Below are 21,483 nucleotides of genomic sequence, written 5' to 3' on the forward strand. Positions count from 1 at the left end.
GTGCACGAATCCAAAAACTTGCTTCCGAGCCTGTGAACAACTCGCGCGCGGCGTTAACCGAGGTCAAGTTTTTTGACGCCTCAAGTGTGAATCAATTTCGTTGCGAGTCTTTCCGCATAGTGTATTCCTTAAGTCGTCAGCGGCGCCCACGATCTTCAGACCAGCGCGGTTTAGGAAACGGGGCGAGCGTGCAAATCGGCGGCGATGTGCACGTAGGCGACGCTTCAAAAAGCGATTGTCGGATCAAAAACCCATAGCAATATGGGAGGGGTAGCTCTTTGCCTGAATGTCTCCAAGCGGGATCTTGCGTATCCCGCACGCATGAGGCGCACAGGCATCGCAAAGCCACCCCGACACAAGCGACGGCGAAGCCGAGCGGACGACACGTATAGACGGGCGGGACATTCGCGACTGGAGCGTTTCAGGAGCGGCTGTCTTTCACACGCAGGACCTTGCCGTGAGCAATCACGGCGGGACGGGGAGGTATCATGTCCTACGGATTCAACGCGGTATTGACACAAGTTCCATCGTTCACCGATGCCGTCTCCGATCCGTCCAGCGTTCAGCCTCCGACATGCGAGGGCGCGTCGAGTACGCGCTGACCTCGCGAACTCTCCATCTCCGACATCGCTGATCTGACCCGCGGCGCATTCGCCGAACGGTCGAGCTGTGCCTGACGATGGACTCGCTTGAGGTCGCGCCATGACCAGGGAACCCCTGCATGGCGCTCACAACGCAACCTTATCTCTCAAGAGAAGTTTTTTGACGATGACAATGGAACAGGATCGCTGGTCACGCGTGAAGGGTCGGCTGCGCTCGACCGTTGGCGAAGACGTTTACACGAGCTGGTTTGCGCGCATGGATCTGGAAGGCGTGCAGGATGAGAGCGTGCGCCTCTCGGTGCCGACCCGGTTCCTGAAGAGCTGGATTCAGGCCCATTATGCCGAGCGCGTGCTGTCGTGCTGGCAGGCCGAGATGCCGGAAGTGCATCGCATCGACCTCACGGTGCGTTCGGCCGTGCGCCCGGTGGTGCAGCCGAAGGAAGCCCCCGCGCCAATCGAGACGCGACGCACGCCCACGCCGGAGCTGCGCTCGACCGCGACCGCGCCGGTCTCGGCCAATCATGACGCGCTCGGCGGCTCGCCGCTCGATCCGCGCCTGACTTTCGCGAGCTTCGTGGTCGGCCGTTCCAACACGCTGGCGCATGCGGCCGCGCGTCAGGTCGCCGAGGGCCGCCGCGGCGATCCTGTGATGTTCAATCCGCTCTACATCCATGCCGGTGTCGGCCTCGGCAAGACGCATCTGCTCCAGGCGGTGACCTGGGCCGGCAATTCCGGCAACGAGCGCAAGGTGCTGTACCTCACGGCAGAAAAATTCATGTACGGCTTCGTCGCCGCGCTGAAGACGCAGACGGCGCTGGCGTTCAAGGAAGCGCTGCGCGGCATCGACGTGCTGGTGATCGACGATCTCCAGTTCCTGCAGGGCAAGTCGACGCAGGCCGAGTTCTGTCACACGCTGAACGCGCTGATCGATGCCGGCCGCCAGGTCGTGATCGCGGCCGACCGTCCGCCGTCCGATCTCGAAAGCCTCGATGACCGCGTCCGCTCGCGGCTCGCTGGCGGCCTCGTGGTCGAGATGGGCTCGCTCGGGGAAGAGCTGCGACACGGCATCCTCAAGTCGCGCGTCGCCGCGGCCCGCGCCCATCACGCGACCTTCGAGGTGCCGGAGGAGGTGCTGCATTATCTGGCGCGCACCATCACCCATAACGGCCGCGACCTCGAAGGCGCGATCAACCGCCTGCTGGCGCACTCGAAGCTCAACAACCGGCCGGTGACGCTGGAGATGGCCGAGCACGAGGTGCGCGACCTGGTCCGGCCGCAGGAGCCCAAGCGGATCAAGATCGAGGACATCCAGCGCGTGGTGGCGCGGCAGTATAATGTCAGCCGCTCCGACCTGCTCTCCTCGCGCCGCACCGCCAACGTGGTGCGCCCGCGCCAGGTGGCGATGTATCTCGCCAAGACGCTGACCCTGCGCTCGCTCCCCGAGATCGGCCGCCGTTTCGGCGGGCGCGACCACACCACGGTGCTGCACGCCGTGCGCAAGATCGAGGCCCTGGTCTCCAAGGACACCGCACTGTCCGAGGAAGTGGAGTCGCTGAAGCGCCAGCTTCAGGAATAAACGCCTAGACCTCCCGCCATTCTGCCGCCGCCCCGGCCATGCCTGGGCGGCGGCTCCGTTTTTGCCTGTAAATCGTGGGGAACTGCCCGGCAATCCCTTGAAACGGATGGTTTTCCGCGCCACCTTGCGCGACCCTGACGGCTTTGGTCATATCGGCTGGATGATCCGGCTTTCCGGGGTCTTCGGTGCCGTGGCGCGCGTCCCGCCGCCCGGCTTTTCCAACGTTGTGTTTCCTTGGGGATCGGGCGAGTAGTGCAATGAAGGTTACGGTCGAACGCGCGCAACTCCTGAAGTCGCTGGGCCATGTCCACCGCGTGGTCGAGCGGCGCAACACGATTCCGATCCTCGGCAACGTGCTGGTCCGCGCCGAGAACGCAAAGCTGTCGCTGAAGGCGACCGACCTCGACCTCGAGGTGACGGAGACGCTGCCGGCGGAAACCGCGACCGCGGGCTCCACCACCGTGCCGGCGCACATGTTCTACGACATCGTGCGCAAGCTGCCGGATGGTTCGCAGATCGTGCTCGAGGCCGACGGCGACCGCGCCGTGCTGGCGATCCGCGCCGGCCGCTCGCGCTTCACGCTGCAGACCCTGCCGGAGAATGATTTCCCGGATCTGGCCGCCGGCGACATGTCGCACTCGTTCTCGCTCGCCGCCAAGGACGTCAAGCGGCTGATCGACCGCACCCAGTTCGCGATCTCCACCGAGGAGACCCGCTATTACCTCAACGGCATCTACCTGCACGCCGCCGGCACGCCCAAGGCCGCCACCCTGCGCGGCGTCGCCACCGACGGTCACCGCCTCGCCCAGCTCGACCTGGTGCAGCCCAAGGGCGCCGAGGGCATGCCCGGCGTGATCGTGCCGCGCAAGACCGTCGGCGAGGTGCAGCGCCTGATCGAGGATACCGACGCCGAGATGACGATCGAGCTGTCGCAGGCCAAGATCCGCTTTACGATCGGTAACGTCGTGCTGACCTCGAAACTGATCGACGGCACCTTCCCCGACTACGGCCGCGTCATTCCGCAAGGCAACGACAAGGAGCTCGTGGTCGACAAGAAGGACTTCGAGAACGCCGTCGACCGCGTCTCGACGATCTCCAGCGAGCGCGGCCGGGCGGTGAAGCTGTCGCTGTCGCCGGGCAAGCTGGTGTTGTCGGTAACCAATCCGGATTCCGGCAGCGCGACCGAAGAGCTGGAGGTCGAATACGCCTCCGACGCCCTCGATATCGGCTTCAACTCCCGCTATTTGCTCGACATCGCCGCCCAGATCGAAGGCGACGTCGCAACGCTCCGGCTCGCCGATCCCGGCTCCCCGACCCTGGTGCAAGACCGCGACGACAAGAGCGCGCTGTATGTGCTGATGCCGATGCGGGTGTGAGACTTACCGGCATCCATACCTGTCACTACATCGTCATGGCCGGGCTCGTCCCGGCCATCCACGTCTTCGGAGCAAAGAACGTGGATGCCCGGCACAAGGCCGGGCATGACGGAAAACGGACCTCATGACCCCCTCCCGCATTCATCGCCTGACGCTGACGCATTTTCGCAATTATCGGGCGGCGGGGCTCGAGACGGCGGCTGACATGGTGGCGCTGGTCGGGCCGAACGGGGCGGGCAAGACCAATTGCATCGAGGCGATCTCGTTTCTCTCGCCCGGGCGCGGCTTGCGGCGGGCGACGCTGGAAGACGTCGCCGACAACCAGGGCGACGGGTCCTGGGCCGTCTCCGCGCAGGTCGAGGGCGCGCTGGGGCTGGCCACGCTCGGCACTGGCATTGATGCGCCGCGCGCTGACGCCGCCGTAAGCCGGCGCTGCCGCATCGACCGCGAGCCGGTGGGGTCGGCGGCCGCCTTCGGCGACCATATCCGCATGGTGTGGCTGACGCCGGCGATGGACGGGCTGTTCATGGGCGCAGGCTCGGAACGGCGGCGCTTCTTCGACCGCCTGGTGCTGGCGATCGACAATGAGCATTCCAGCCGCATCAACGCGCTGGAACGCTCCTTGCGCTCGCGCAACCGCCTGCTCGAAACCCGCAATTACGACGACCATTGGTGCGACGCGATCGAGCGCGAGACCGCGGAGCTTGCGGTCGCGGTCGCGGCAACGCGTGGCCAGACCGCGGCAAGGCTCACCGGCATGCTGAATGCGCGCGCGCAGGCCTCCGCCTTTCCCTCGGCGCAGATCGCGCTCGACGGCTGGATGGAGAACGCGCTGCTGACCGAAACGGCGACGTCGGTCGAGGACCGCTACCGCCAGATCCTGCGCGACAACCGTCCGCGCGATGCCATCGCCGGCCGCACCACCGATGGTCCGCATCTCACCGATCTCCAGGTGATCTATGCGCCGAAGAGCATGCCGGCGCGCGATGCGTCCACGGGCGAGCAGAAAGCGCTGCTGATCGGTCTGGTGCTGGCGCATGCGAGCCTGGTCGCCGAGATGACCGGCATCGTGCCGCTGCTGCTGCTCGACGAGGTCGTTGCCCATCTCGATCCGAACCGCCGCGCCGCGTTGTTCGACGAGCTGCGCAAGCTCGGCGCGCAGGTGTGGCTGACCGGCGCGGACCCGGCGGCCTTCGCCGAGATCGGCGCTGGAGGCGAAGTCTTCGACGTCGAGAGCGGACAGGTCTCGTCGCGACGCTAGGCCTCCGGGTTGAACCCGCTCTGTTCCATCAGCGACTAGCTGTCTGAAGCGGCGCCGACGGTGTCGCCGTTGTGCAATCGCGCGGTATTTCCCACGCGCGCGATGCTTGGAGCGTAGCATGACGACGGTAAGGCATGGGGCAAGAGCTCCTGCGCGATGGCAACTTCTTGCGTGCGGCCTCGCTCTGCTCGCGAGCTGCCTGCTCGCCGCAAGCGCCGGGGCCTTGGTATCGAATTTGTCGCCATTGTTCTCGGTCGCGCTCACACCGGATCCGGATGCGCGGCTGCTCGCGCCGACCCGCTACAGCTATCGAGGGACCCACACCACCGTGATGCCCGGCGTCGAAGCCCCGCTCCGCACCAGGCTCGAAACCACCGTGCCTGCAGAGCTCGGCGACGTCCTCAGCTTCTATCGCACGGAGCTCGGAAAGCTCGGCTGGCAGGAACAGCCCGATGGCGCGGTGATCGCAACCGATCACGCCCAGCTCGCTTTCGCCTCCCCGCTGGGGCCGGCCGCACTGCAGCTCGCCCGCAAGGACAGCAGCACCTCGATTCATCTCGTGCAGAAGAACGCCGATGCGGCGACCCGGGCCAATATCATGCCCGAACCCGGCCAGGCCAAACTGGTGTTCAGCAATATCAGCGGGAGGGACGCGGCGCTCACGATCAACGCACGAACCGTCAAACGCGCCGCCGGCGCCAATGCGATATCGCTGGATCTGGCGCCCGGCAGGTATTCCTACGAACTGACCCTACCGGACCATTCGGCTACCACGAACGTCCTCAACCTTGCCGCCGGCGATACCTGGGAGCTCACGATCGGGCGCGACGGCGACGCCTGGCCGCCGCTCCAGCTGTACTGAGCAGCAATATCGAGGCCTGCGCGATCTTTGAACCTGACGGGTTCCTGCCGCGACTTCTCGTCAGAGGCCGCGCCGGCGGTGTCGCAGCCTGCAATTGCGCGCGAGCCGATGCGCCGCGCCACGCCCCTGGAGAAGTGACGATGTCGAGGATGACGCGCGGGACGCAGGTCCCGGCACGCTGGCGGCTGCTTGCATGCGGCTTCTTCCTGATGGCGAGCTGCGGGGTCGCGGCGGCCGCCGACGCAGGTATCGTCGACGTCCACGCGCTGCCGCAGCTCGAGGGCGCGGTGGAGGACACCTCGCGCCCCGACCCCTACCGCGTCGAATATCGCGTGCCGACGCCGCAAGCCGTGACGTCGCAGGCGGTGCGAAAACTCCTGAGCACCGAGGGCTGGGTGCCCTATGTGCTGCCGCTGGAAGAGAAGAGCACCACGTTGAAATTCAAGAAGGGGCGGCAGGGCCTGTCCGTTCACTTCACGCAAGCGCTCGGCCGGCCCGATCAATCCGTGGTGTATTACACGACCGACCGGATCTATTCGAACGTGCCATTCCCCGACGGCGCGAGCGACCTCGTGTTCGACGGCACCAGGCCCTATCTCGGCTGCATCGCGCCCGGCGCACTCGATGCCACCTCGGATTTCTACACCAGCCAGATGGAGGCGATCGGCTGGCGCAAGCTCTCGGCGGAAACGGCTGCGCGCTGGACCACGACGGGCCTCGACGAGACCGTTCCGAACGGCGTGCGCGCGTTCTACGACCATCCCGAGGGCGACACGACGCAGTTCTACAAGCAGAAGCCGGTGATGCTGACGCTGACGCGACGCGACGACGGCCGGACCAATGTCGACATCCGGATCGCGCCCTTCGTGGCGCCCGCCGACCTCAATGCCGACAGCGACGTCGCCGGCCTGCCGCGACCGAACCCGACCAAGTCGGCCAGAGGCCTCGGCAGCGCAAGCTCCAACAAGCGCGAGATGAGCGCCGCCGCAATGGCGGAGCTGCCCGCCGTGCTCGCCTTCTATCATCGCGAATTCGCCGCGCGCGGCTGGCAGGAAGACGGCAGCGCGCCGCTCGCTCCCGGCGACGACGTCGCGCTCAAGATCTCCAACGCCGAGGAAACCGGCGTGCTGCGGCTCGGCCGCAAATACGACTTCACCATGGTCAATCTGACCGCGCAGCTGAAGGAATCCGCGCTGGCCGCCCGCGCCAAGGCGAAGAAGGAAGCCGACGAGAAGTTCATGAGGGACGCCGAGGCGATGGCCAAGCAGGTCATCGCCGCCGACGAAGCGAGGCGAAAGGTGCAGGCGGCCGCCCTGTCCGACGCGCCGCTCAATACGCTCGCCGACAGCAAGACGCCGGTGCCGCTGCCCGAGACCGCCGAAGGCGTGAAGTTCGAAGGCAATGACGGCCATCTCGAATTCTCCTCCACCTCGAGCGTCAAGGCGCTCACCGCCTTCTATCGCGCGTCACTCAAGCCCGCAGGCTGGAAGGAGCAGCCCTCCGTCATCAACCAGCCCAACATGGCGATGATGGAATTCTCCAAGAGCGGCAAGTCGATCTCGATGACCGTGATGCAGATGGGCCCGAAGGTGAATGTCCGCGCCGACGGATCGGGGCTGGTGATGGCCGCCGCGAAGCCGATGGCCACCGCGGAAGTGCAGGCCAAATCCTCCGAGCCGCTCAAGCCCGACCCTGAATCCCAACTCCCCGTGCCGACGCAGCGGTCGTCGACCTCGCTCGCCACCACCAAAATGCCGGGTAGCGAGACGCCGTTCCGCCGCGAGCTGGCAGCCAGCATCCCGGCCCCGCTCGGCGATGTCCTGGCCTTCTACCGGGCCGAGCTTTCCAAGCTCGGCTGGCAGGAAAAGGCCGACGGCGCCACCGTGTCCGCCGAACGCGCACAGATCGACTTCACCTCGCCGCAAGGCCCGGCCGTGCTCAAGCTCGGCCGCGCCAAGGGCGAGACCACGGTCAGCCTGGCGCAGAAGAATCCGGATGCCGCTGTTAAGGCCGACATCATGCCGAAGCCCGGCCAGGCCAGGCTGATGTTTGGCAATATCGGGGCGAAGGAAGCCTCGCTGACGATCAACAAGCAGACGGTGAAGATCGCCGCCGGCGCCGGCGGTCCGCGATCGCCCAAAGGCCCGATGCTCGACCTGCCGCCGGGCACCTACCAGTACGCCCTGCGCATGCCCGGGCGCCCGGCCCACACCGAAACCCTCACCGTCGCCGCAGGCGATGCCTGGGGCCTGATGGTGGGTCCGACCGGCGAAGCGCTGCCGTTGCAGATGTACTGATCTACCGGGCCCCTGATGCCGGGAACGAACATGATGACGATAAAGCCCGTGATGAGCGGTCCGGCACGCTGGTTGCTGCCGCTGTGCGGTCTCGCCCTCCTCGCGGGCGGCCTGATCGCCGCAAGTGCCGGCGGATGGATGCCGCATCTATCACCGCACACTTCGGCTGCACTCACGCCGGCGGATCCCGACGCCGACATGCCAGTGCCGAAGCAACACAGCTCCTCCAGCTCCAACACCACCCATGTGACCGGCATCGAAATCCCGCTGCGGGTCGGACTCGAAGCCCATGTGCAGGCCCCGCTCACTGCTGTGCTCGCCTTCTACCGCACGGAGCTCGCAAAGCGCGGCTGGGAGGAAAAGCCTGACGGCACTGTGGTTGCCGCCGATCACGCTCAGCTCGCCTTCGTCTCCCCGAAGGGCCCGGCAACATTGAAACTTGGCCGTGCGGAGGACGAGACCATTGTCGAGCTGGTGCAGCGGAATACGGAGGCCGTGGCCAAGGCCAATTTCCTGCCGATGCCAGGACGAGCGCGGCTGATCTTCGGCTATCTTGCGCCCGGCGTGGCTTCGCTCGCGATCAACGATCAGACCATCAAGATCGCGGGCGGCGAAAATCACCCACAAACGCTGGATCTGCCGCCCGGCACGTATTCCTACCATCTGGTCGTGTCGGGCCATACGTTGCGCACCGATACGATCACCGTGGCCGCAGGCGAGACCTGGTCCCTCCAGTTGGGTGACGACGACAGGAAGCCGGATCAGATCTACTGACCCCGCAGACCTGTTCCCGGGCGCCACAGCACGTCGGAACAGGTCGCTGCGACCCCGCAAAATCCACGCCTTTGAAGGCTAGAAAAGGGGTCTCGAATCGGGCTTTTCGCGAGCCCCGGAATCGGCCTTCGAACACCTTGAAAACCGGCCCAAAAACCCCATTTAGTCAAAGGGTTGCCGGAAGATACTTTGCGCTAGGCGCAATCTCTCTTTCATGGCACAAATAGCTCGCAAATCAGCGCCTTTTGCGCGGCTGATTCGGGCGACATCTCGAAGGCCTCTCATGACAGAACCTGCTCGGCAGACACCTGCCGAAAACGAGCCCTCCAATCCGAGCGATTACGGCGCGGAATCGATCCGCGTGCTCAAGGGTCTCGATGCCGTTCGCAAGCGCCCGGGCATGTATATCGGCGACACCGACGACGGCTCGGGCCTGCACCACATGGTCTACGAGGTCGTCGACAACGCGATCGACGAAGCGCTGGCGGGCCACGCCACGCGCGTCGATGTCGTGCTCAATGCCGACAATTCCGTCACCGTGCGCGACGACGGCCGGGGCATTCCCGTCGACATCCACAAGGGCGAAGGCATCTCGGCGGCCGAGGTCATCATGACCCAGCTCCATGCCGGCGGAAAGTTCGACCAGAACTCCTACAAGGTCTCCGGCGGCCTGCACGGCGTCGGCGTCTCCGTGGTCAACGCGCTGTCGAGCAAGTTGGGCTTGCGGATCTGGCGCGACAACAAGGAGCATTACATCGAGTTCGCCCATGGCGATGCCGTCGCACCGCTCAGAATGGTCGGCGATGCGCCGGGCAAGCGCGGCACCGAGGTGACGTTCCTCGCTTCGGGCGAGACCTTCAAGAACATCGAATATGATTTCGCCACGCTGGAGCATCGCCTGCGCGAGCTCGCCTTCCTCAATTCCGGCGTCAACATCGCCCTCTCCGACATGCGGCACGCGGTCGAGAAGCGCGAGGAGATGCACTATTCCGGCGGCGTCGAGGAATTCGTCAAATATCTCGACCGCAACAAGAAGGCGATCGTGCCGGCGCCGATCATGGTGCGCGCGGAAGCCAACGGCATCGGCGTCGAGGCCGCTTTGTGGTGGAACGACAGCTACCATGAGAACGTGCTGTGCTTCACCAACAACATCCCGCAGCGGGACGGCGGCACCCATCTGGCCGGTTTCCGCGGCGCGCTGACGCGCCAGGTCAACGGCTATGCCGAGGCCAATGCGAAAAAGGAAAAGATCGCGCTGACCGGCGACGACTGCCGTGAAGGCCTCACCGCCGTGCTGTCGGTGAAGGTGCCCGATCCGAAATTCTCGTCGCAGACCAAGGACAAGCTCGTGTCCTCGGAAGTGCGTCCCGTGGTCGAGAACGTGCTCAACGAGGCGCTCCAGGCATGGTTCGAGGAGCATCCCACCGAAGCCAAGATGATCGTCGGCAAGGTGATCCAGGCGGCCGCGGCCCGCGAAGCTGCGCGAAAGGCGCGCGAGCTGACGCGCAAGAGCCCGCTCTCGGTGTCCTCGCTGCCCGGCAAGCTCGCCGACTGCCAGGAAAAGGATCCGGCCAAGTCCGAACTCTTCATCGTCGAGGGTGACTCGGCAGGCGGCAGCGCCAAGCAGGGCCGCAACCGCGAATTCCAGGCGGTGCTGCCGCTGCGCGGCAAGATCCTCAACGTCGAACGCGTCCGTCCCGACAAGATGCTGGGAAGCGAGCAGATCGGCACGCTGATCACCGCGCTCGGCACCGGTATCAGCGACGAGTTCTCGATCGAGAAGCTGCGCTATCACAAGATCATCGTGATGACGGACGCCGACGTCGACGGCGCTCACATCCGTACGCTGCTGCTCACCTTCTTCTACCGGCAGATGCGCGACATCATCGACGGCGGCTATCTCTATATCGCCCAGCCGCCGCTCTATAAGGTCTCCAGAGGCAAATCCGAGCAGTATCTGAAGGACGAGCGGGCGCTGGAGGATTATTTGATCGAGACAGGCCTCGATGATTGCATATTCACGCCCGGCACCGGCGGCGACCGCAGCGGCCGTGACCTGCGCGGACTGGTCGACGACGCCCGAGTCGTTCGCAGCATCCTGCGCAATCTGCACACCCGCTACAACCGCAAGGTCGTCGAGCAGGCCGCCATCACCGGCGTGCTGAACAAGGACATCTACGGCGATCCCGACAAAGCCGCCCAGGCTGCCCAATACATCGCCGGACGGCTGGACAAGCAGGCCGAGGATGTCGAACGCGGATGGGTCGGCCACTACGTGGAAGGCCAGGGCTTCCAGTTCGAGCGCACTGTGCGCGGGGTCAAGGACGTCGCGATCATTGACTCCGCGTTCCTGGGCTCGGCCGAGGCCCGCAAGCTCGACGAGTTTACGCCCAAGCTGCAGGATGTTTATGCCCGCCCCGGCAACCTGCGGCGCAAGGACGTCGAGCACACGGTCCACGGTCCGGTTGATCTGTTCGAAGCGGTCACCGACGCCGGCCGCAAGGGCATCACCCTGCAGCGCTACAAAGGTCTCGGCGAGATGAACCCGGAGCAGCTCTGGGAGACAACGCTGGATACCAATGCGCGCTCGCTGCTGCAGGTGAAGGTCAAGGAGGTCGACGAGGCCGACGACATCTTCACCAAGCTGATGGGCGACGTGGTCGAGCCGCGCCGTGACTTCATCCAGGAACATTCGCTGAGCGCGACGATCGATATCTGAGGTCCGCGTTTGCCTTGGGTTTGATCTGGTGGCCAAACACTCGCTGCAACCTCTCCCGCGTGCGGGGGAGGTCGACGCGAAGCGTCGGGTGGGGGCTTTCTCCTCTTGGGGATTGTCCCGTTGTGGCGACACCCTCTCCCCAGCACTCCCCCGCACGCAGGGGAGGGAGCACACCACCTTCGCGGCAACGCCACCCCCTGAACCTCCCCACCCGCCATTGCGACGAAGTGGCATGATCCCGCAAGGCCAGTTCCGGCCGGGAAGTGTCGTGCCATGACCGCCTCCACAGCGACCAGTTCCGCCCTCCCCTCCCGCCGCCTCGGGGTGATCGGCAGCATCGTCGGCGTGCTGGCGCTGATCGCGGCCGTGCTGCCGCATTGGGTCATACCTGCGATCTACCCGCCGCCGCCAGCGGACAAGGTGATTGTCGACACCGGCCATCGCCTGAAGGATCGCCTGATCGCGCGCGTCAAGGGCGTCGAGTACCAGGCCCCGCCGCGGGAGAAGTCGACGGGGAGCCAATTGAGGGAAGCGTCCTCGATCGCGGCGATCTCACTCGGCCTGCTTGCCATCCTGCTCTCGGTCCTCGCCCTCGTGTTTCGCGAAGAGAGGCTGCTGGCGGGCGTCGCGGCCGCGCTTGGGGCCGGCGCCATTGCCGTCGAAATCTCCTTCCTGGCGATGGGCGTGCTGATGCTGATCGTCATCCTTTATGTGGTGGCCAATATCATCGGTCTGTTCTAAACGCCGGATACAGCGGGCCTATTCAGGCCAACGCGCGGCCTTCCGCCGCGACAAGTGCAGAATTGCTACCCTGCTCAATTCTCGGTAGTTTCCGCTCCCGAAGCAGCCCGCCCCAACGCAACAGGACGGAGAAAACCGACGTGGCGCCCATCCAATATATCGTCGAGGGCGGTCACCGGCTCTCGGGCTCGATCGAGCCGTCCGGCAACAAGAATTCGGCGCTGCCGATCATCGCCGCGGCGCTGCTCACCGAGCATCCGGTGACGCTGGAGAACGTGCCGCGCATCCGCGACACCGAGACGCTGGTCGAGCTGATACGCTCGGTCGGCGCGGCGGCGGAATGGACCGGGCGCAACACGCTTCACATCCATGCCAAGAGCATCCGCGCCGCCGATCTCGACCCTGAGCTGTGCGTGCGCATCCGCGCCTCGATCCTGCTCGCAGGCCCCCTGCTCGCCCGCTGCGGCGAGGTGATGCTGCCGCCGCCGGGCGGCGACGTCATCGGCCGCCGCCGGCTGGACACGCATGTGCTGGCGCTGGAGCAGTTGGGCGCCAAGGTCACCGCGACCGACCGGCTCGAATTCCGCGCACCCAAGCTTGCCGGCGCGGACGTGTTCCTGGACGAGCCGAGCGTCACCGCGACGGAGAACGCGCTGGTGGCGGCGGTCGCCGCAGACGGCGTCACCTATTTGCGCAACGCGGCCTCCGAGCCGCATGTGCAGGACCTCGCCAACTTCCTGGTCGCGCTCGGTGCGAAGATCGAGGGCATCGGCACCAACACCATGATCATTCATGGGCCGGCAACGCTGGGGGAAGCGACCTATCGGATCCAGCCCGACCATATCGAGGTCGGCTCGCTGATCGGGCTTGCCGCCGTGACGCGCTCGCCGCTTCGCATCACGCGCGCCGGCGTCGAGCATCTGCGCTCGATCCGCATGGGGTTCGAGCGGCTCGGCATCGTCTGCCGCGTCGAGGGCGACGACCTGATCGTGCCGTCGAACCAGACGCTGAAGATCCAGGACGATTTCGGCGGCCACGTGCCGAAGCTGGAGGACCAGCCCTGGCCGGCCTTTCCGGCCGACCTGATGTCGATTGCGATCGTCACCGCCACGCAATGCGAGGGCGTGATCCTGATGTTCGAGAAGATGTTCGAATCCAGGATGTTCTTCGTCGACAAGCTGATCGCGATGGGCGCGCGCATCGTGCTGTGCGACCCCCACCGCGCCATCATTGCCGGCCCCAGCCGCCTGCACGGCGCGACCATGACCTCGCCCGACATCCGCGCCGGCATGGCGATGCTGCTGGCCGCCGTGTGCGCCCAGGGCACCTCCACCATCAACAACGCCGACCAGATCGAGCGCGGCTATGAGCGCATCGACGAACGGCTGAACGTGCTGGGCGCAAAGATCAAGCGCGTGCCGGAGCGGAAGGGCTGAGGGCTCTGTCTTCCTTCTCCCTCGTCGGAGAAGGTGGCGAAGCACACAGTATCGTAGGGTAGGCAAAGCGACTTGTCCGCCGTAGCTCGTAGAGCGAAGGCGGAAGCCTGCCCACGCCCTCTGTTGCAATATTGAAAAGGTGGTGGGCACGGCGCTGGCGCGCCTTTGCCCACCCTACGAGACCGGGCTAACGGATAGAGCACCTCACCTCTCGCTCTCACGGGCCATGTTTTCGTCGCGGGGCTGTGCTAATGAGCCGCCATGCTCGACACCGTCCAACATCATTCGCAGCCGCAAGCCGGCGTGCCGCAGAACCATCTCGCCGAAGAGTTCGTCGAGACGCTGCGGCTGGCCGTGCCGATGATGCTGACGCAGCTCGGGCAGATCGCGATGATCACGACCGATCTCGCGCTGATCGGGCGGCTTGGCGAGGATGCGGTGGCCGCGGCGGCGCTGGCGCACACCGTCTATTTCGTCAGCTTCACCTTCGGGCTCGGATTGATGGCTGCGGTGTCGCCGCTGGCGGCACAGGCATTTGGCGCCGGAGATGTCAGGCTGATTCGCCGCGCCTTGCGCGTCGGCCTGTGGGTCGCGCTGCTGATCTCGCTGCCGATGATGGCCTCGCCGCTCTATGGCGAGCAGATCCTGATCGCGCTCGGCCAGGCGCCGCAATCGGCCGCTTTGGCGCAACGCTATCTGAACGGGCTGGCCTGGGGCATCGCGCCGGCGCTCGGCTTCATCGCGCTGCGCAGCATGATGAGCGCGGTGAACCGGCCGCAGCCGCCGCTGTGGATCACGCTCGCCGCGATCCCGGTCAATGCCGCGCTGGTCTATGCCATGATCCACGGCCGGTTCGGCCTGCCGGAGCTCGGCCTGTTCGGCGCCGGACTTGCGACCACGATCGTCAACCTCGGCACGTTCGTCGCCGTGCTCGCCATCGCAGGGCTGCGCAAGCCGTTTTCGGACTACCGCCCGCTCGCGCGGTTGTGGCGGATCGACTGGCCCCTGATGCGCCAGCTGATCGCGATCGGCGCGCCGATCTCGTTTTCGCTGCTGCTGGAATATGGCCTGTTCTCCTCGGCGGCGCTGCTGATGGGGCTCATCTCGACCACCGCGATTGCCGCGCATCAGATCGCGCTGCAGATCACCGCCGTGCTGTTCATGGTGCCGCTCGGCATCGGCATGGCGGCCACCGTGCGGGTCGGCCACGCCTTCGGCCGCGGCGAGCCGGCCGCGGTGAAGCGCGCAGGGCTCGTCGCGGCCGTGCTCGGCGTCGCGCTGGTCTCCGCCCTGACGATCGCCATTATCCTCGGCCGCTACCAGCTGGGCCGGCTGTTCTTCGGCAGCGGCGAGGCGAGCGCGGCCACCATCGAGCTGACCGCGACGCTGCTGCTGGTCGGCGCCACCTTCTTCATCGCCGACGGCCTGCAGACCATCATGGGCGGCGCGCTGCGCGGGATCAACGACACGAGAATGACGCTGCTGTTCGCGGCGATCGGCTATTGGGGCATCGCCTTTCCCATCGCCTGGGTGCTGGCCTTCAACCTCGGGCTCGGCGCGGTCGGGGTCTGGGTCGGGTTTTCGGTCGGGACATTCGTCTATGCCGGGCTCTTGATCTTGCGCTTCCGGATGCTGACGCGCAGACTGGCGGGATGAACGGGGCCGTCCGCGAAGTCACGCCTGAGGTCGATGCCAACACGCTGCTGGCAGGCGCGCAATTCGTCGACGCGTTTCGCGTCGAGATCGGCGCAGCGACGGTGAATGCCCGCGAGGCCTGCACCCGGATGGTGCTGCACGGGCCGCGCTGGATCGACGTGCTGCTGCGGCTCCGCAATATTCTGGTGAGGCCGTTCGGGCTGAAGACATCGGGCGAAGGCGCACCGGCGCCGCACGGATTGATCGGCCTGTTTCCGGTCGTCAGCGAGACGCCGGAGCGGCTGGTCGCGGGCTTCAACGATTATCATCTCGACTTCCGCATCGTTGTCGACGCGGCCGGAGATGCTGCGAGCCGTCAAGTCACACTAACCACGCTGGTGCGGACGCATAATCTCCTGGGCCGAACCTACCTCTGCCTCATCGCGCCCTTCCACAAGCTCGTGGCCCGCGGCATGATGGGACGCATCGCGGAGCCGGCGCGATGACGCTGTCCGTCGACCTGTTCTTCTCCTTTCGCAGTCCGTTCAGCTATCTGGCGCTGCCGAAGACGCTGAAGCTGGTCGAAGACTACGATCTCGCAGTGAACCTTCGGCCGGTCTACCCGCTCGCGGTCCGCGTGCCCGGCTTCTTCAAGAAAGCCAGCCCGAATTTCATTCGCTATGTGGTGCTCGACAGTACGCGCGTCGCGCAGCACGAGGGCATTCCGTTCCGCTTTCCCAGGCCTGATCCGATCGTGCAGGACAAGACGACGTTCGACGTCGCGGCCGAGCAGCCCTACATCCACCGCCTGACCCGCCTGGGCGCCATGGCGCAGCTCGAGGGACGCTCGCTCGCATTCACCTATGCGATCGCGCGCGTGCTGTGGGACGGCTCGGTGGCGGGCTGGAACGAAGGCGAACATCTCGCGCGCGCCGCCGAGAGCGCGGGCTTCGACCTCGCCGCGATGGATGCCGCAATCACCGCTGACGCGGATCGCTACGAGCAGGTGATCGCGGAAAACGAGCGGGTCCACGCCGCCTCCGGCCATTGGGGCGTGCCGACCTTCGTGTTCGAGAACGAGCCGTTCTTCGGCCAGGACCGCATCGATCTGCTCGTGTGGCGTATGCAGGGCAAAGGCCTGACGCCGCGTCCGGGCCGAGATGGATGAACACCGCTCGTGTTCAGCCGACCGGCCCCGGGGTCCAATTGTCCCCTGCAAGCGGACTAACTCTCACATCAGGAATGATTCCGAGGTCCATGCCTGGATCGAAATGGCGCATCGTCCGCTCATTGAGGTCAATGATGCGGCCAGGTCTCAGTGGCCCCACGTCATTTATCTTGACGATGACCTTCTTGCCCACGGCCTCGACGAGCGCATATTTCGGCCTCGCGCCAAATTGGACCCCACCAAATTTCCGACGCAGGCTCGTCCGGATGGCAGCCGTCCAGGCAGAGGGATCATAGCGCTCGCCGGAGGCTGTCTTCGGACCGCCCTCCTCCTTGCCGGGCTTGAACGGATTGTATGTGGACGCCGCGCCAACGATCGCATCGCCAGAGGCGGCATCGACGACACCACTTGAGTGATCCCCACGTGTTTCACTTCGAGCAACGGCAACAGAAACGGCGAGCGCAACCAGGGCGCCGCAAATTGCGGCGCTCGAGCGGAATAGCATCATAAGTCCTGTGATTTTTTGGATTGTCCGGTTCCAGAACCGCAAACGTGGTCAAGCGAACGCAGAAGCGTTCGTGAACTTGCGCCGATCGTTTTGCGGATTCGAGCCGACCGTGGCTACGGAACCGTCGTGGGAACCGGAGTGGCCCTCACGGAGTGTTTTAGCTTCACACCGACTAAGACAGAGATTGCGTCAGCAGCATGACCCATTGGAACCCAGCGCGTGCAACGTCTCAGAGGTCGCATCAGGGCCAAGCCGCGCGACATGCGCATTGCTGTCGAAAGCCGACGTTCACGAGGACGCGCCGAACTCACTCCGCAACGCGCGCGGACTTGTCGGCCGAGGCCTCCGACCATTCGCCGACGACGCGGTCGAGGTCGCAGAGATTCTGGTGCATCTGCTCAAGCGAGAAACCGAGTGCGAAGAAGCGCTCGGCAGTGTCGCCGGCATGGCCGCGGATCAGGCCGTCCTGACGCACGGCGGCAACCGCTTCGGCGTAGTGCTGAAGCGCGACGTGGACGGGATGGATCGGCGGCGCGCCGGCGCCTTCGCGCAAGGCCGCCGCGGCCGACCGCAGGAAGCGCGCGATCACGGTCGAGACTTCCGTCAAGGGCGCTGCGAGCCGCGTCTGCACCTCGATCGGTAGCGGCACCACCGTGGCGCGGCCGATCATCACGACGTCATGACGCAATCGCAGGACGGTTCGCAGCAGCGGACCGGTGTCCGGACCGCTCGACAGCCGCGCGGCGCGCTCGCGCTCGGCTTCAGTGCCGATCGCATTGAGACCGACCATCGCGGTGCCGATCCCGTCCTGGATCCGGTGCAGCGCGTCGTTGTCGCGGCCGCGGGTGAGGCCCGCGAGCAGCTCGGTGAAGGCATCGGCGATCAACTCGAGCAGGATCGCCGCGCTGGCACGGATCTGCCGCACCGCGCGCGAGGGCAGCACCAGGAACGAGACCAGCAATCCCGTGATGGCACCGACCCCGACCTCGCTGACGCGGTCGATCGCCGAGGTCATGGGATCGGAATGATGCATGGTCGGAACCAAGAGCACGATCACGGCGGTCACGGTGGCGGCGCTGAGGCTCGGATTGATCGCGGCGATGAAAGCGAGCGGGGCGACCGAGAGCACCAGCAGGCCGAGCAGCCCCACCTCGCTGGAATAAGGGATCAGGATCGCGATGGCACCGCCATAGATGGCACCGCCGATGGTGCCGAGCATGTAGTCTCGGGTTGCCTTCAGCGACCGGCCGACACTCATCTGCGTCACGATCAGCGAGGTCAGGACCGCCCAGAGCGGCAACAGCAGATGCAGCGCGGTGGCGAGCGCATAGGCCGCGGTCGCGGCGACCGTGACCCGGATCGCCAATCCCAGTTGCGTCCGCCGCGACCTGATCCGGTCGAACAGCTGTTTTGCGAGTGCCATCGTCGGAAGTCTCGATCCTCTTGAAGCCAAGCTCTTCGGGTCAGGCCTTTGGAGCCTGCCAAAAGCATGGCTGATGCCCGCGGCCCCAAGCCCGCTTGAAAGGCCAAATCAGCCCGCCTAATTTGCGCGCCAAAACGAGGAAACACGATGGCCCACGAAACCGCAACGCTCGCCGCCTATGTCTTCAATCTGAAATACCAGGATATTCCGGCGGAGGTGCTGGATCGCGCAAAAGTGCTGACGCTGGACTTCCTCGGCAGCGCGATCCGGGCCAGGCGCGAGGCGGAATCGACCCCGTCGATGCTGAAGATGCTGGAGGCGCTGGCGCTCGACACCAAGGGCGAATCCACCGTGTTCGGCGACACCAAGACCTGGACGCCGGCGGTGGCCGCGCTGCTCAACGGCGCGCTCGGCCATTCCCTCGATTTCGACGACACCCACGCCGATTCCTCGCTGCATCCGAGCGCGCCGGTCGTTCCGGCCGCTTTCGCCGTCGGCGAGATGGTCGGCGCATCGGGCCGCGACGTGCTGACCGCGATCGTCGCGGGCTATGAGGTCTGCTGCCGGCTCGGCAATGCCCTCGACCCGACCTCGCATTATGCCCGCGGTTTCCACCCGACCGCGACCGCCGGCACCTATGGCGCGGCGGCCGCCGCTGGCAAGCTGTTCGGCCTGTCCGAACAGCAGATCATTGCCGCCTTCGGCGTCTCCGGCAGCCAGGCCGCGGGTTCGCTGCAATTCCTGGTCAACGGCGCCTGGAATAAGCGTTACCAGGTCGGCGCCGCCGCGATGAACGGCGTGATCGCCGCGACGCTGGCGCGCAACGATTTCGTCGGCGCGACCGAATCGGTCGAGGGCAAGCACGGCCTGCTCGCCGGCTACACCGACGATGCGCATCCGGACAAGGCGGTCGCCGAGCTCGGCAAGACCTACGAGACGATGAAGATCGGCGTGAAGCCATATCCGAGCTGCCGCTACACCCATGCGGCGATCGATGCGCTGATCGCGATGCGGCGTGAGCACAATCTGACGCCCGACCAGGTCAAGCGCGTCGAGATCGGCCTGCATCGCAACGGCATCACGCTGACCGGCGACGCCGCGACCAAGCGCCACCCGACCTCGATCGTCGGCGGCCAGTTCTCGATGTTCTTCACCGGCGCGCTCGCGCTCGATCAGGGCTCGTTCGGCTGGGACGACTATAATCGCCTTGGCGACGCCGCGATCGACGCGCTCGCCGACAAGTTCGACGTGGTGCAGGATGACCGGCTCGAGATCGGCCGCACCCATCCGTTCGGCGCCCGCGTCAGCATCACGACGGACGATGGTGTGCATGAGCGGCTCTATGCGGATCCGTCCGGCGAGCCGAATTCGTTCCCGGACGCGCAGGCGATGCAGCAGAAATTCCTGACGCTGGCGCGCCCCGTGCTGAACGCGCGGGCGGAGAAGTTTGCGGACGCGATCATGACGCTGGAGCGATTCGATCGCGTGGCACAGGCGACGGAGCTGGGGCGGTAAGACTAGCACTGCGGCGCTCTGTTCATCCTCCCCTGGAGGGCCTCTCCAGGGGGTAAGAAGACCTCAATTCGCCCCGGCGAGCTTCCCCTTCTCGCGCGTTGCCGCAACGACATCCCGCACGAGATCGAACACGCCATCGGCTTGCGGCGGCCCGTTCGGTGAGCGGCCAAGGCGGACGATCACCAGCTTCTCCGACGGGATCACGATGGTGTACTGCCCGATCGTGCCCTTGGCGAAGAAGGCATCGCGCGGCCAGCCGTGTGTGATGCGGAAATTTGCGCCAAGACTGTCGCCTTGGTTGGTCCAGAAGCCGGCACCGATGCCGACCCACGCATTCGGCGTGGCCGTCGCCGAATAGCTCACCCAGCCTTCCGGCAAAATGCGTTTGCCGCCAACGACACCGTCATTGAGATAAAGCTGGCCAAAGCGCGCCCAGTCGCGCGCGGATGCGAGCATCTCGCTCGACCCTTCGATCGTGCCGGAGCCATCGAGCTGGAGCGTGACATGGCGCATGCCGAGCGGCGCGAACAATTCGCGGCGCGCGAAGCGCAGCGCGTCCGCAGGATCCCCGCCGGCAGCGACACGGATCAGGTGCGAGAGAATGAGGATATTGCCGTCGTGATAATTCCACGCGGTGCCAGGCGCGGTCTCGAGCGGGATAGTCTCGGCATAGGCGGCCATGTCGGACTCGACGAACTTCATCCGGTTGACCGGCTCGAAGGCGGAGCCGAGCGAGGCCTCCAGGGAGCTGCCGAGCGCAAGGCCGGCGGTGTGGCGCAGAAGCTGATCGACGGTGATCGCATGGCGCGGATCATCGGGATCCTTCCAGGCGGCAACGGGCGCTGGTCCGCCCAGCTTCAGCTTGCCCTGGCGCACGAGGATTCCGGTGAGAGCCGAGATCACCGATTTCGTCATGGAGAAGCCGAGCAGCGGCGTCTCGGGTCCGATGCCGTCGGCGTAGCGCTCGGCGATGACGCGGCCGGCCTTCATCACGACGACCGCGCGGGTGCGGCGGTAAGGCGGTTGTGCCGGCTCGGTGAAGGCGCGGTCGAGCGCAGCGGCTAGCTCGGGGCTTTGTGACGGCACGATCGCAGGGCCGGCGATCTCGGGCAGTAACGCGGGCTGTTTATCGTCAGGCGGCACCGTCACGTCGGTGAGCGCCGCGCCGTGGTCCAGCGTGCAGCCGATGCCGTCGCGATAGACGGCATGGCTGCGGCCGATGCCGAACAGCGTCACCGTGACATCCTTGCGCGTGCGATCGACCCGGTAGTCCATCGCCCAGGTGATCAGGCTGGTGCCGGGCATGGCGTCGGTGGTCTCGGTGAAGTCGCGCCTTGGATCGAGGCCGGAGACGAACGTCTCCGAGCACAGGATGTCGGCGACGAAGCCGGTGGCGACCTTGGGCATGTCGCGGGCGCGCGCCGCGCCGAGCGCGAGGCCGGCAGCGGCGATGGTGGTGGTGAGGAGGACGATCTTGCGGCGGCGGGTCACGGGCTTTCTCCAACACTGGGGACGTGTGTCGCGAGGAAGCCGGAGCAGGCAGAGGAGCGCTCGCCGGATTTGGAAAATGGCCTGGTCGAAGTTGGAGGG

16 protein-coding genes are annotated in these 21,483 nt (G+C 65.8%); 13 read left to right on the plus strand and 3 right to left on the minus strand.

Annotated features, from left to right (window positions below; genetic code table 11):
- Nucleotides 1–768 precede the first annotated feature (768 nt).
- From dnaA to AABA84_RS19855, 12 genes are all read left to right on the plus strand, one after another.
- Nucleotides 769–2,178: a chromosomal replication initiator protein DnaA gene (dnaA, locus tag AABA84_RS19800; protein WP_212243580.1), complete on the plus strand. Its 1,410-nt coding sequence runs from the start codon at nucleotides 769–771 to the stop codon at nucleotides 2,176–2,178.
- A 257-nt stretch (nucleotides 2,179–2,435) separates the two neighbouring features.
- A complete protein-coding gene (dnaN, locus tag AABA84_RS19805; RefSeq protein WP_018319464.1) occupies nucleotides 2,436–3,554 on the plus strand; it encodes a DNA polymerase III subunit beta in 1,119 nt (372 codons plus the stop codon).
- Nucleotides 3,555–3,678: 124 nt separating this feature from the next.
- Nucleotides 3,679–4,815 (plus strand): DNA replication/repair protein RecF, encoded by a 1,137-nt coding sequence (recF, locus tag AABA84_RS19810; protein ID WP_212243578.1) that lies wholly within the window; start codon nucleotides 3,679–3,681, stop codon nucleotides 4,813–4,815.
- Nucleotides 4,816–4,933: 118 nt separating this feature from the next.
- Complete coding sequence (locus AABA84_RS19815; RefSeq protein WP_338312829.1) at nucleotides 4,934–5,677, plus strand: hypothetical protein; 744 nt, start codon at nucleotides 4,934–4,936, stop codon at nucleotides 5,675–5,677.
- Nucleotides 5,678–5,817: 140 nt separating this feature from the next.
- On the plus strand, nucleotides 5,818–7,974 hold the full coding sequence (locus AABA84_RS19820; protein WP_338312830.1) for a hypothetical protein: 2,157 nt from the start codon (nucleotides 5,818–5,820) through the stop codon (nucleotides 7,972–7,974).
- 30 nt (nucleotides 7,975–8,004) lie between these two features.
- Nucleotides 8,005–8,748, plus strand: a complete 744-nt coding sequence (locus tag AABA84_RS19825; protein WP_338312831.1) for a hypothetical protein — start codon at nucleotides 8,005–8,007, stop codon at nucleotides 8,746–8,748.
- Between the two features lie 283 nt (nucleotides 8,749–9,031).
- Nucleotides 9,032–11,467: a DNA topoisomerase (ATP-hydrolyzing) subunit B gene (gyrB, locus tag AABA84_RS19830; protein WP_338307245.1), complete on the plus strand. Its 2,436-nt coding sequence runs from the start codon at nucleotides 9,032–9,034 to the stop codon at nucleotides 11,465–11,467.
- 273 nt (nucleotides 11,468–11,740) lie between these two features.
- The gene (locus tag AABA84_RS19835; RefSeq protein ID WP_212243568.1) at nucleotides 11,741–12,208 is read left to right on the plus strand and encodes a hypothetical protein; all 468 of its coding nucleotides are present in this window, start codon (nucleotides 11,741–11,743) and stop codon (nucleotides 12,206–12,208) included.
- A 140-nt stretch (nucleotides 12,209–12,348) separates the two neighbouring features.
- Nucleotides 12,349–13,644: a UDP-N-acetylglucosamine 1-carboxyvinyltransferase gene (gene murA / locus AABA84_RS19840; RefSeq protein ID WP_338312832.1), complete on the plus strand. Its 1,296-nt coding sequence runs from the start codon at nucleotides 12,349–12,351 to the stop codon at nucleotides 13,642–13,644.
- A gap of 261 nt (nucleotides 13,645–13,905) precedes the next feature.
- A complete protein-coding gene (locus AABA84_RS19845) occupies nucleotides 13,906–15,300 on the plus strand; it encodes an MATE family efflux transporter (RefSeq protein WP_338307246.1) in 1,395 nt (464 codons plus the stop codon).
- Complete coding sequence (locus AABA84_RS19850; RefSeq protein WP_338312833.1) at nucleotides 15,297–15,785, plus strand: DUF2867 domain-containing protein; 489 nt, start codon at nucleotides 15,297–15,299, stop codon at nucleotides 15,783–15,785. The genes AABA84_RS19845 and AABA84_RS19850 overlap by 4 nt, the downstream gene beginning before the upstream one ends.
- The gene (locus AABA84_RS19855) at nucleotides 15,782–16,447 is read left to right on the plus strand and encodes a 2-hydroxychromene-2-carboxylate isomerase (protein ID WP_338307247.1); all 666 of its coding nucleotides are present in this window, start codon (nucleotides 15,782–15,784) and stop codon (nucleotides 16,445–16,447) included. The genes AABA84_RS19850 and AABA84_RS19855 overlap by 4 nt, the downstream gene beginning before the upstream one ends.
- 13 nt (nucleotides 16,448–16,460) lie before the next feature.
- Here AABA84_RS19855 and AABA84_RS19860 read toward each other — a convergent pair whose 3' ends face one another.
- Together AABA84_RS19860 and AABA84_RS19865 are read right to left on the minus strand one after the other, a co-directional pair.
- The gene (locus AABA84_RS19860; protein ID WP_338312834.1) at nucleotides 16,461–16,955 is read right to left on the minus strand and encodes a septal ring lytic transglycosylase RlpA family protein; all 495 of its coding nucleotides are present in this window, start codon (nucleotides 16,953–16,955) and stop codon (nucleotides 16,461–16,463) included.
- Between the two features lie 307 nt (nucleotides 16,956–17,262).
- Complete coding sequence (locus AABA84_RS19865) at nucleotides 17,263–18,378, minus strand: FUSC family protein (RefSeq protein ID WP_212243555.1); 1,116 nt, start codon at nucleotides 18,376–18,378, stop codon at nucleotides 17,263–17,265.
- A 147-nt stretch (nucleotides 18,379–18,525) separates the two neighbouring features.
- Between AABA84_RS19865 and AABA84_RS19870 the strand changes: the two genes are divergently transcribed.
- On the plus strand, nucleotides 18,526–19,893 hold the full coding sequence (locus tag AABA84_RS19870; protein WP_212243553.1) for an MmgE/PrpD family protein: 1,368 nt from the start codon (nucleotides 18,526–18,528) through the stop codon (nucleotides 19,891–19,893).
- A gap of 63 nt (nucleotides 19,894–19,956) precedes the next feature.
- Here AABA84_RS19870 and AABA84_RS19875 read toward each other — a convergent pair whose 3' ends face one another.
- Nucleotides 19,957–21,384 (minus strand): serine hydrolase domain-containing protein, encoded by a 1,428-nt coding sequence (locus AABA84_RS19875; RefSeq protein WP_338312835.1) that lies wholly within the window; start codon nucleotides 21,382–21,384, stop codon nucleotides 19,957–19,959.
- Nucleotides 21,385–21,483 lie beyond the last annotated feature (99 nt).

It is taken from the genome of Bradyrhizobium sp. TM239 (assembly GCF_036247985.1).
Taxonomy (GTDB): Bacteria; Pseudomonadota; Alphaproteobacteria; order Rhizobiales; family Xanthobacteraceae; genus Bradyrhizobium; species Bradyrhizobium ottawaense.

Bases quoted from the DNA above. Each gene is read 5' to 3' on its own strand.
- dnaA (WP_212243580.1), top strand. From the start codon at position 769: ATGACAATGGAACAGGATCGCTGGTCACGCGTGAAGGGTCGGCTGCGC.
- dnaN (WP_018319464.1), top strand. From the start codon at position 2,436: ATGAAGGTTACGGTCGAACGCGCGCAACTCCTGAAGTCGCTGGGCCAT.
- recF (WP_212243578.1), top strand. From the start codon at position 3,679: ATGACCCCCTCCCGCATTCATCGCCTGACGCTGACGCATTTTCGCAAT.
- AABA84_RS19815 (WP_338312829.1), top strand. From the start codon at position 4,934: ATGACGACGGTAAGGCATGGGGCAAGAGCTCCTGCGCGATGGCAACTT.
- AABA84_RS19820 (WP_338312830.1), top strand. From the start codon at position 5,818: ATGTCGAGGATGACGCGCGGGACGCAGGTCCCGGCACGCTGGCGGCTG.
- AABA84_RS19825 (WP_338312831.1), top strand. From the start codon at position 8,005: ATGATGACGATAAAGCCCGTGATGAGCGGTCCGGCACGCTGGTTGCTG.
- gyrB (WP_338307245.1), top strand. From the start codon at position 9,032: ATGACAGAACCTGCTCGGCAGACACCTGCCGAAAACGAGCCCTCCAAT.
- AABA84_RS19835 (WP_212243568.1), top strand. From the start codon at position 11,741: ATGACCGCCTCCACAGCGACCAGTTCCGCCCTCCCCTCCCGCCGCCTC.
- AABA84_RS19845 (WP_338307246.1), top strand. From the start codon at position 13,906: ATGCTCGACACCGTCCAACATCATTCGCAGCCGCAAGCCGGCGTGCCG.
- AABA84_RS19850 (WP_338312833.1), top strand. From the start codon at position 15,297: ATGAACGGGGCCGTCCGCGAAGTCACGCCTGAGGTCGATGCCAACACG.
- AABA84_RS19855 (WP_338307247.1), top strand. From the start codon at position 15,782: ATGACGCTGTCCGTCGACCTGTTCTTCTCCTTTCGCAGTCCGTTCAGC.
- AABA84_RS19860 (WP_338312834.1), bottom strand. From the start codon at position 16,955: ATGATGCTATTCCGCTCGAGCGCCGCAATTTGCGGCGCCCTGGTTGCG.
- AABA84_RS19865 (WP_212243555.1), bottom strand. From the start codon at position 18,378: ATGGCACTCGCAAAACAGCTGTTCGACCGGATCAGGTCGCGGCGGACG.
- AABA84_RS19870 (WP_212243553.1), top strand. From the start codon at position 18,526: ATGGCCCACGAAACCGCAACGCTCGCCGCCTATGTCTTCAATCTGAAA.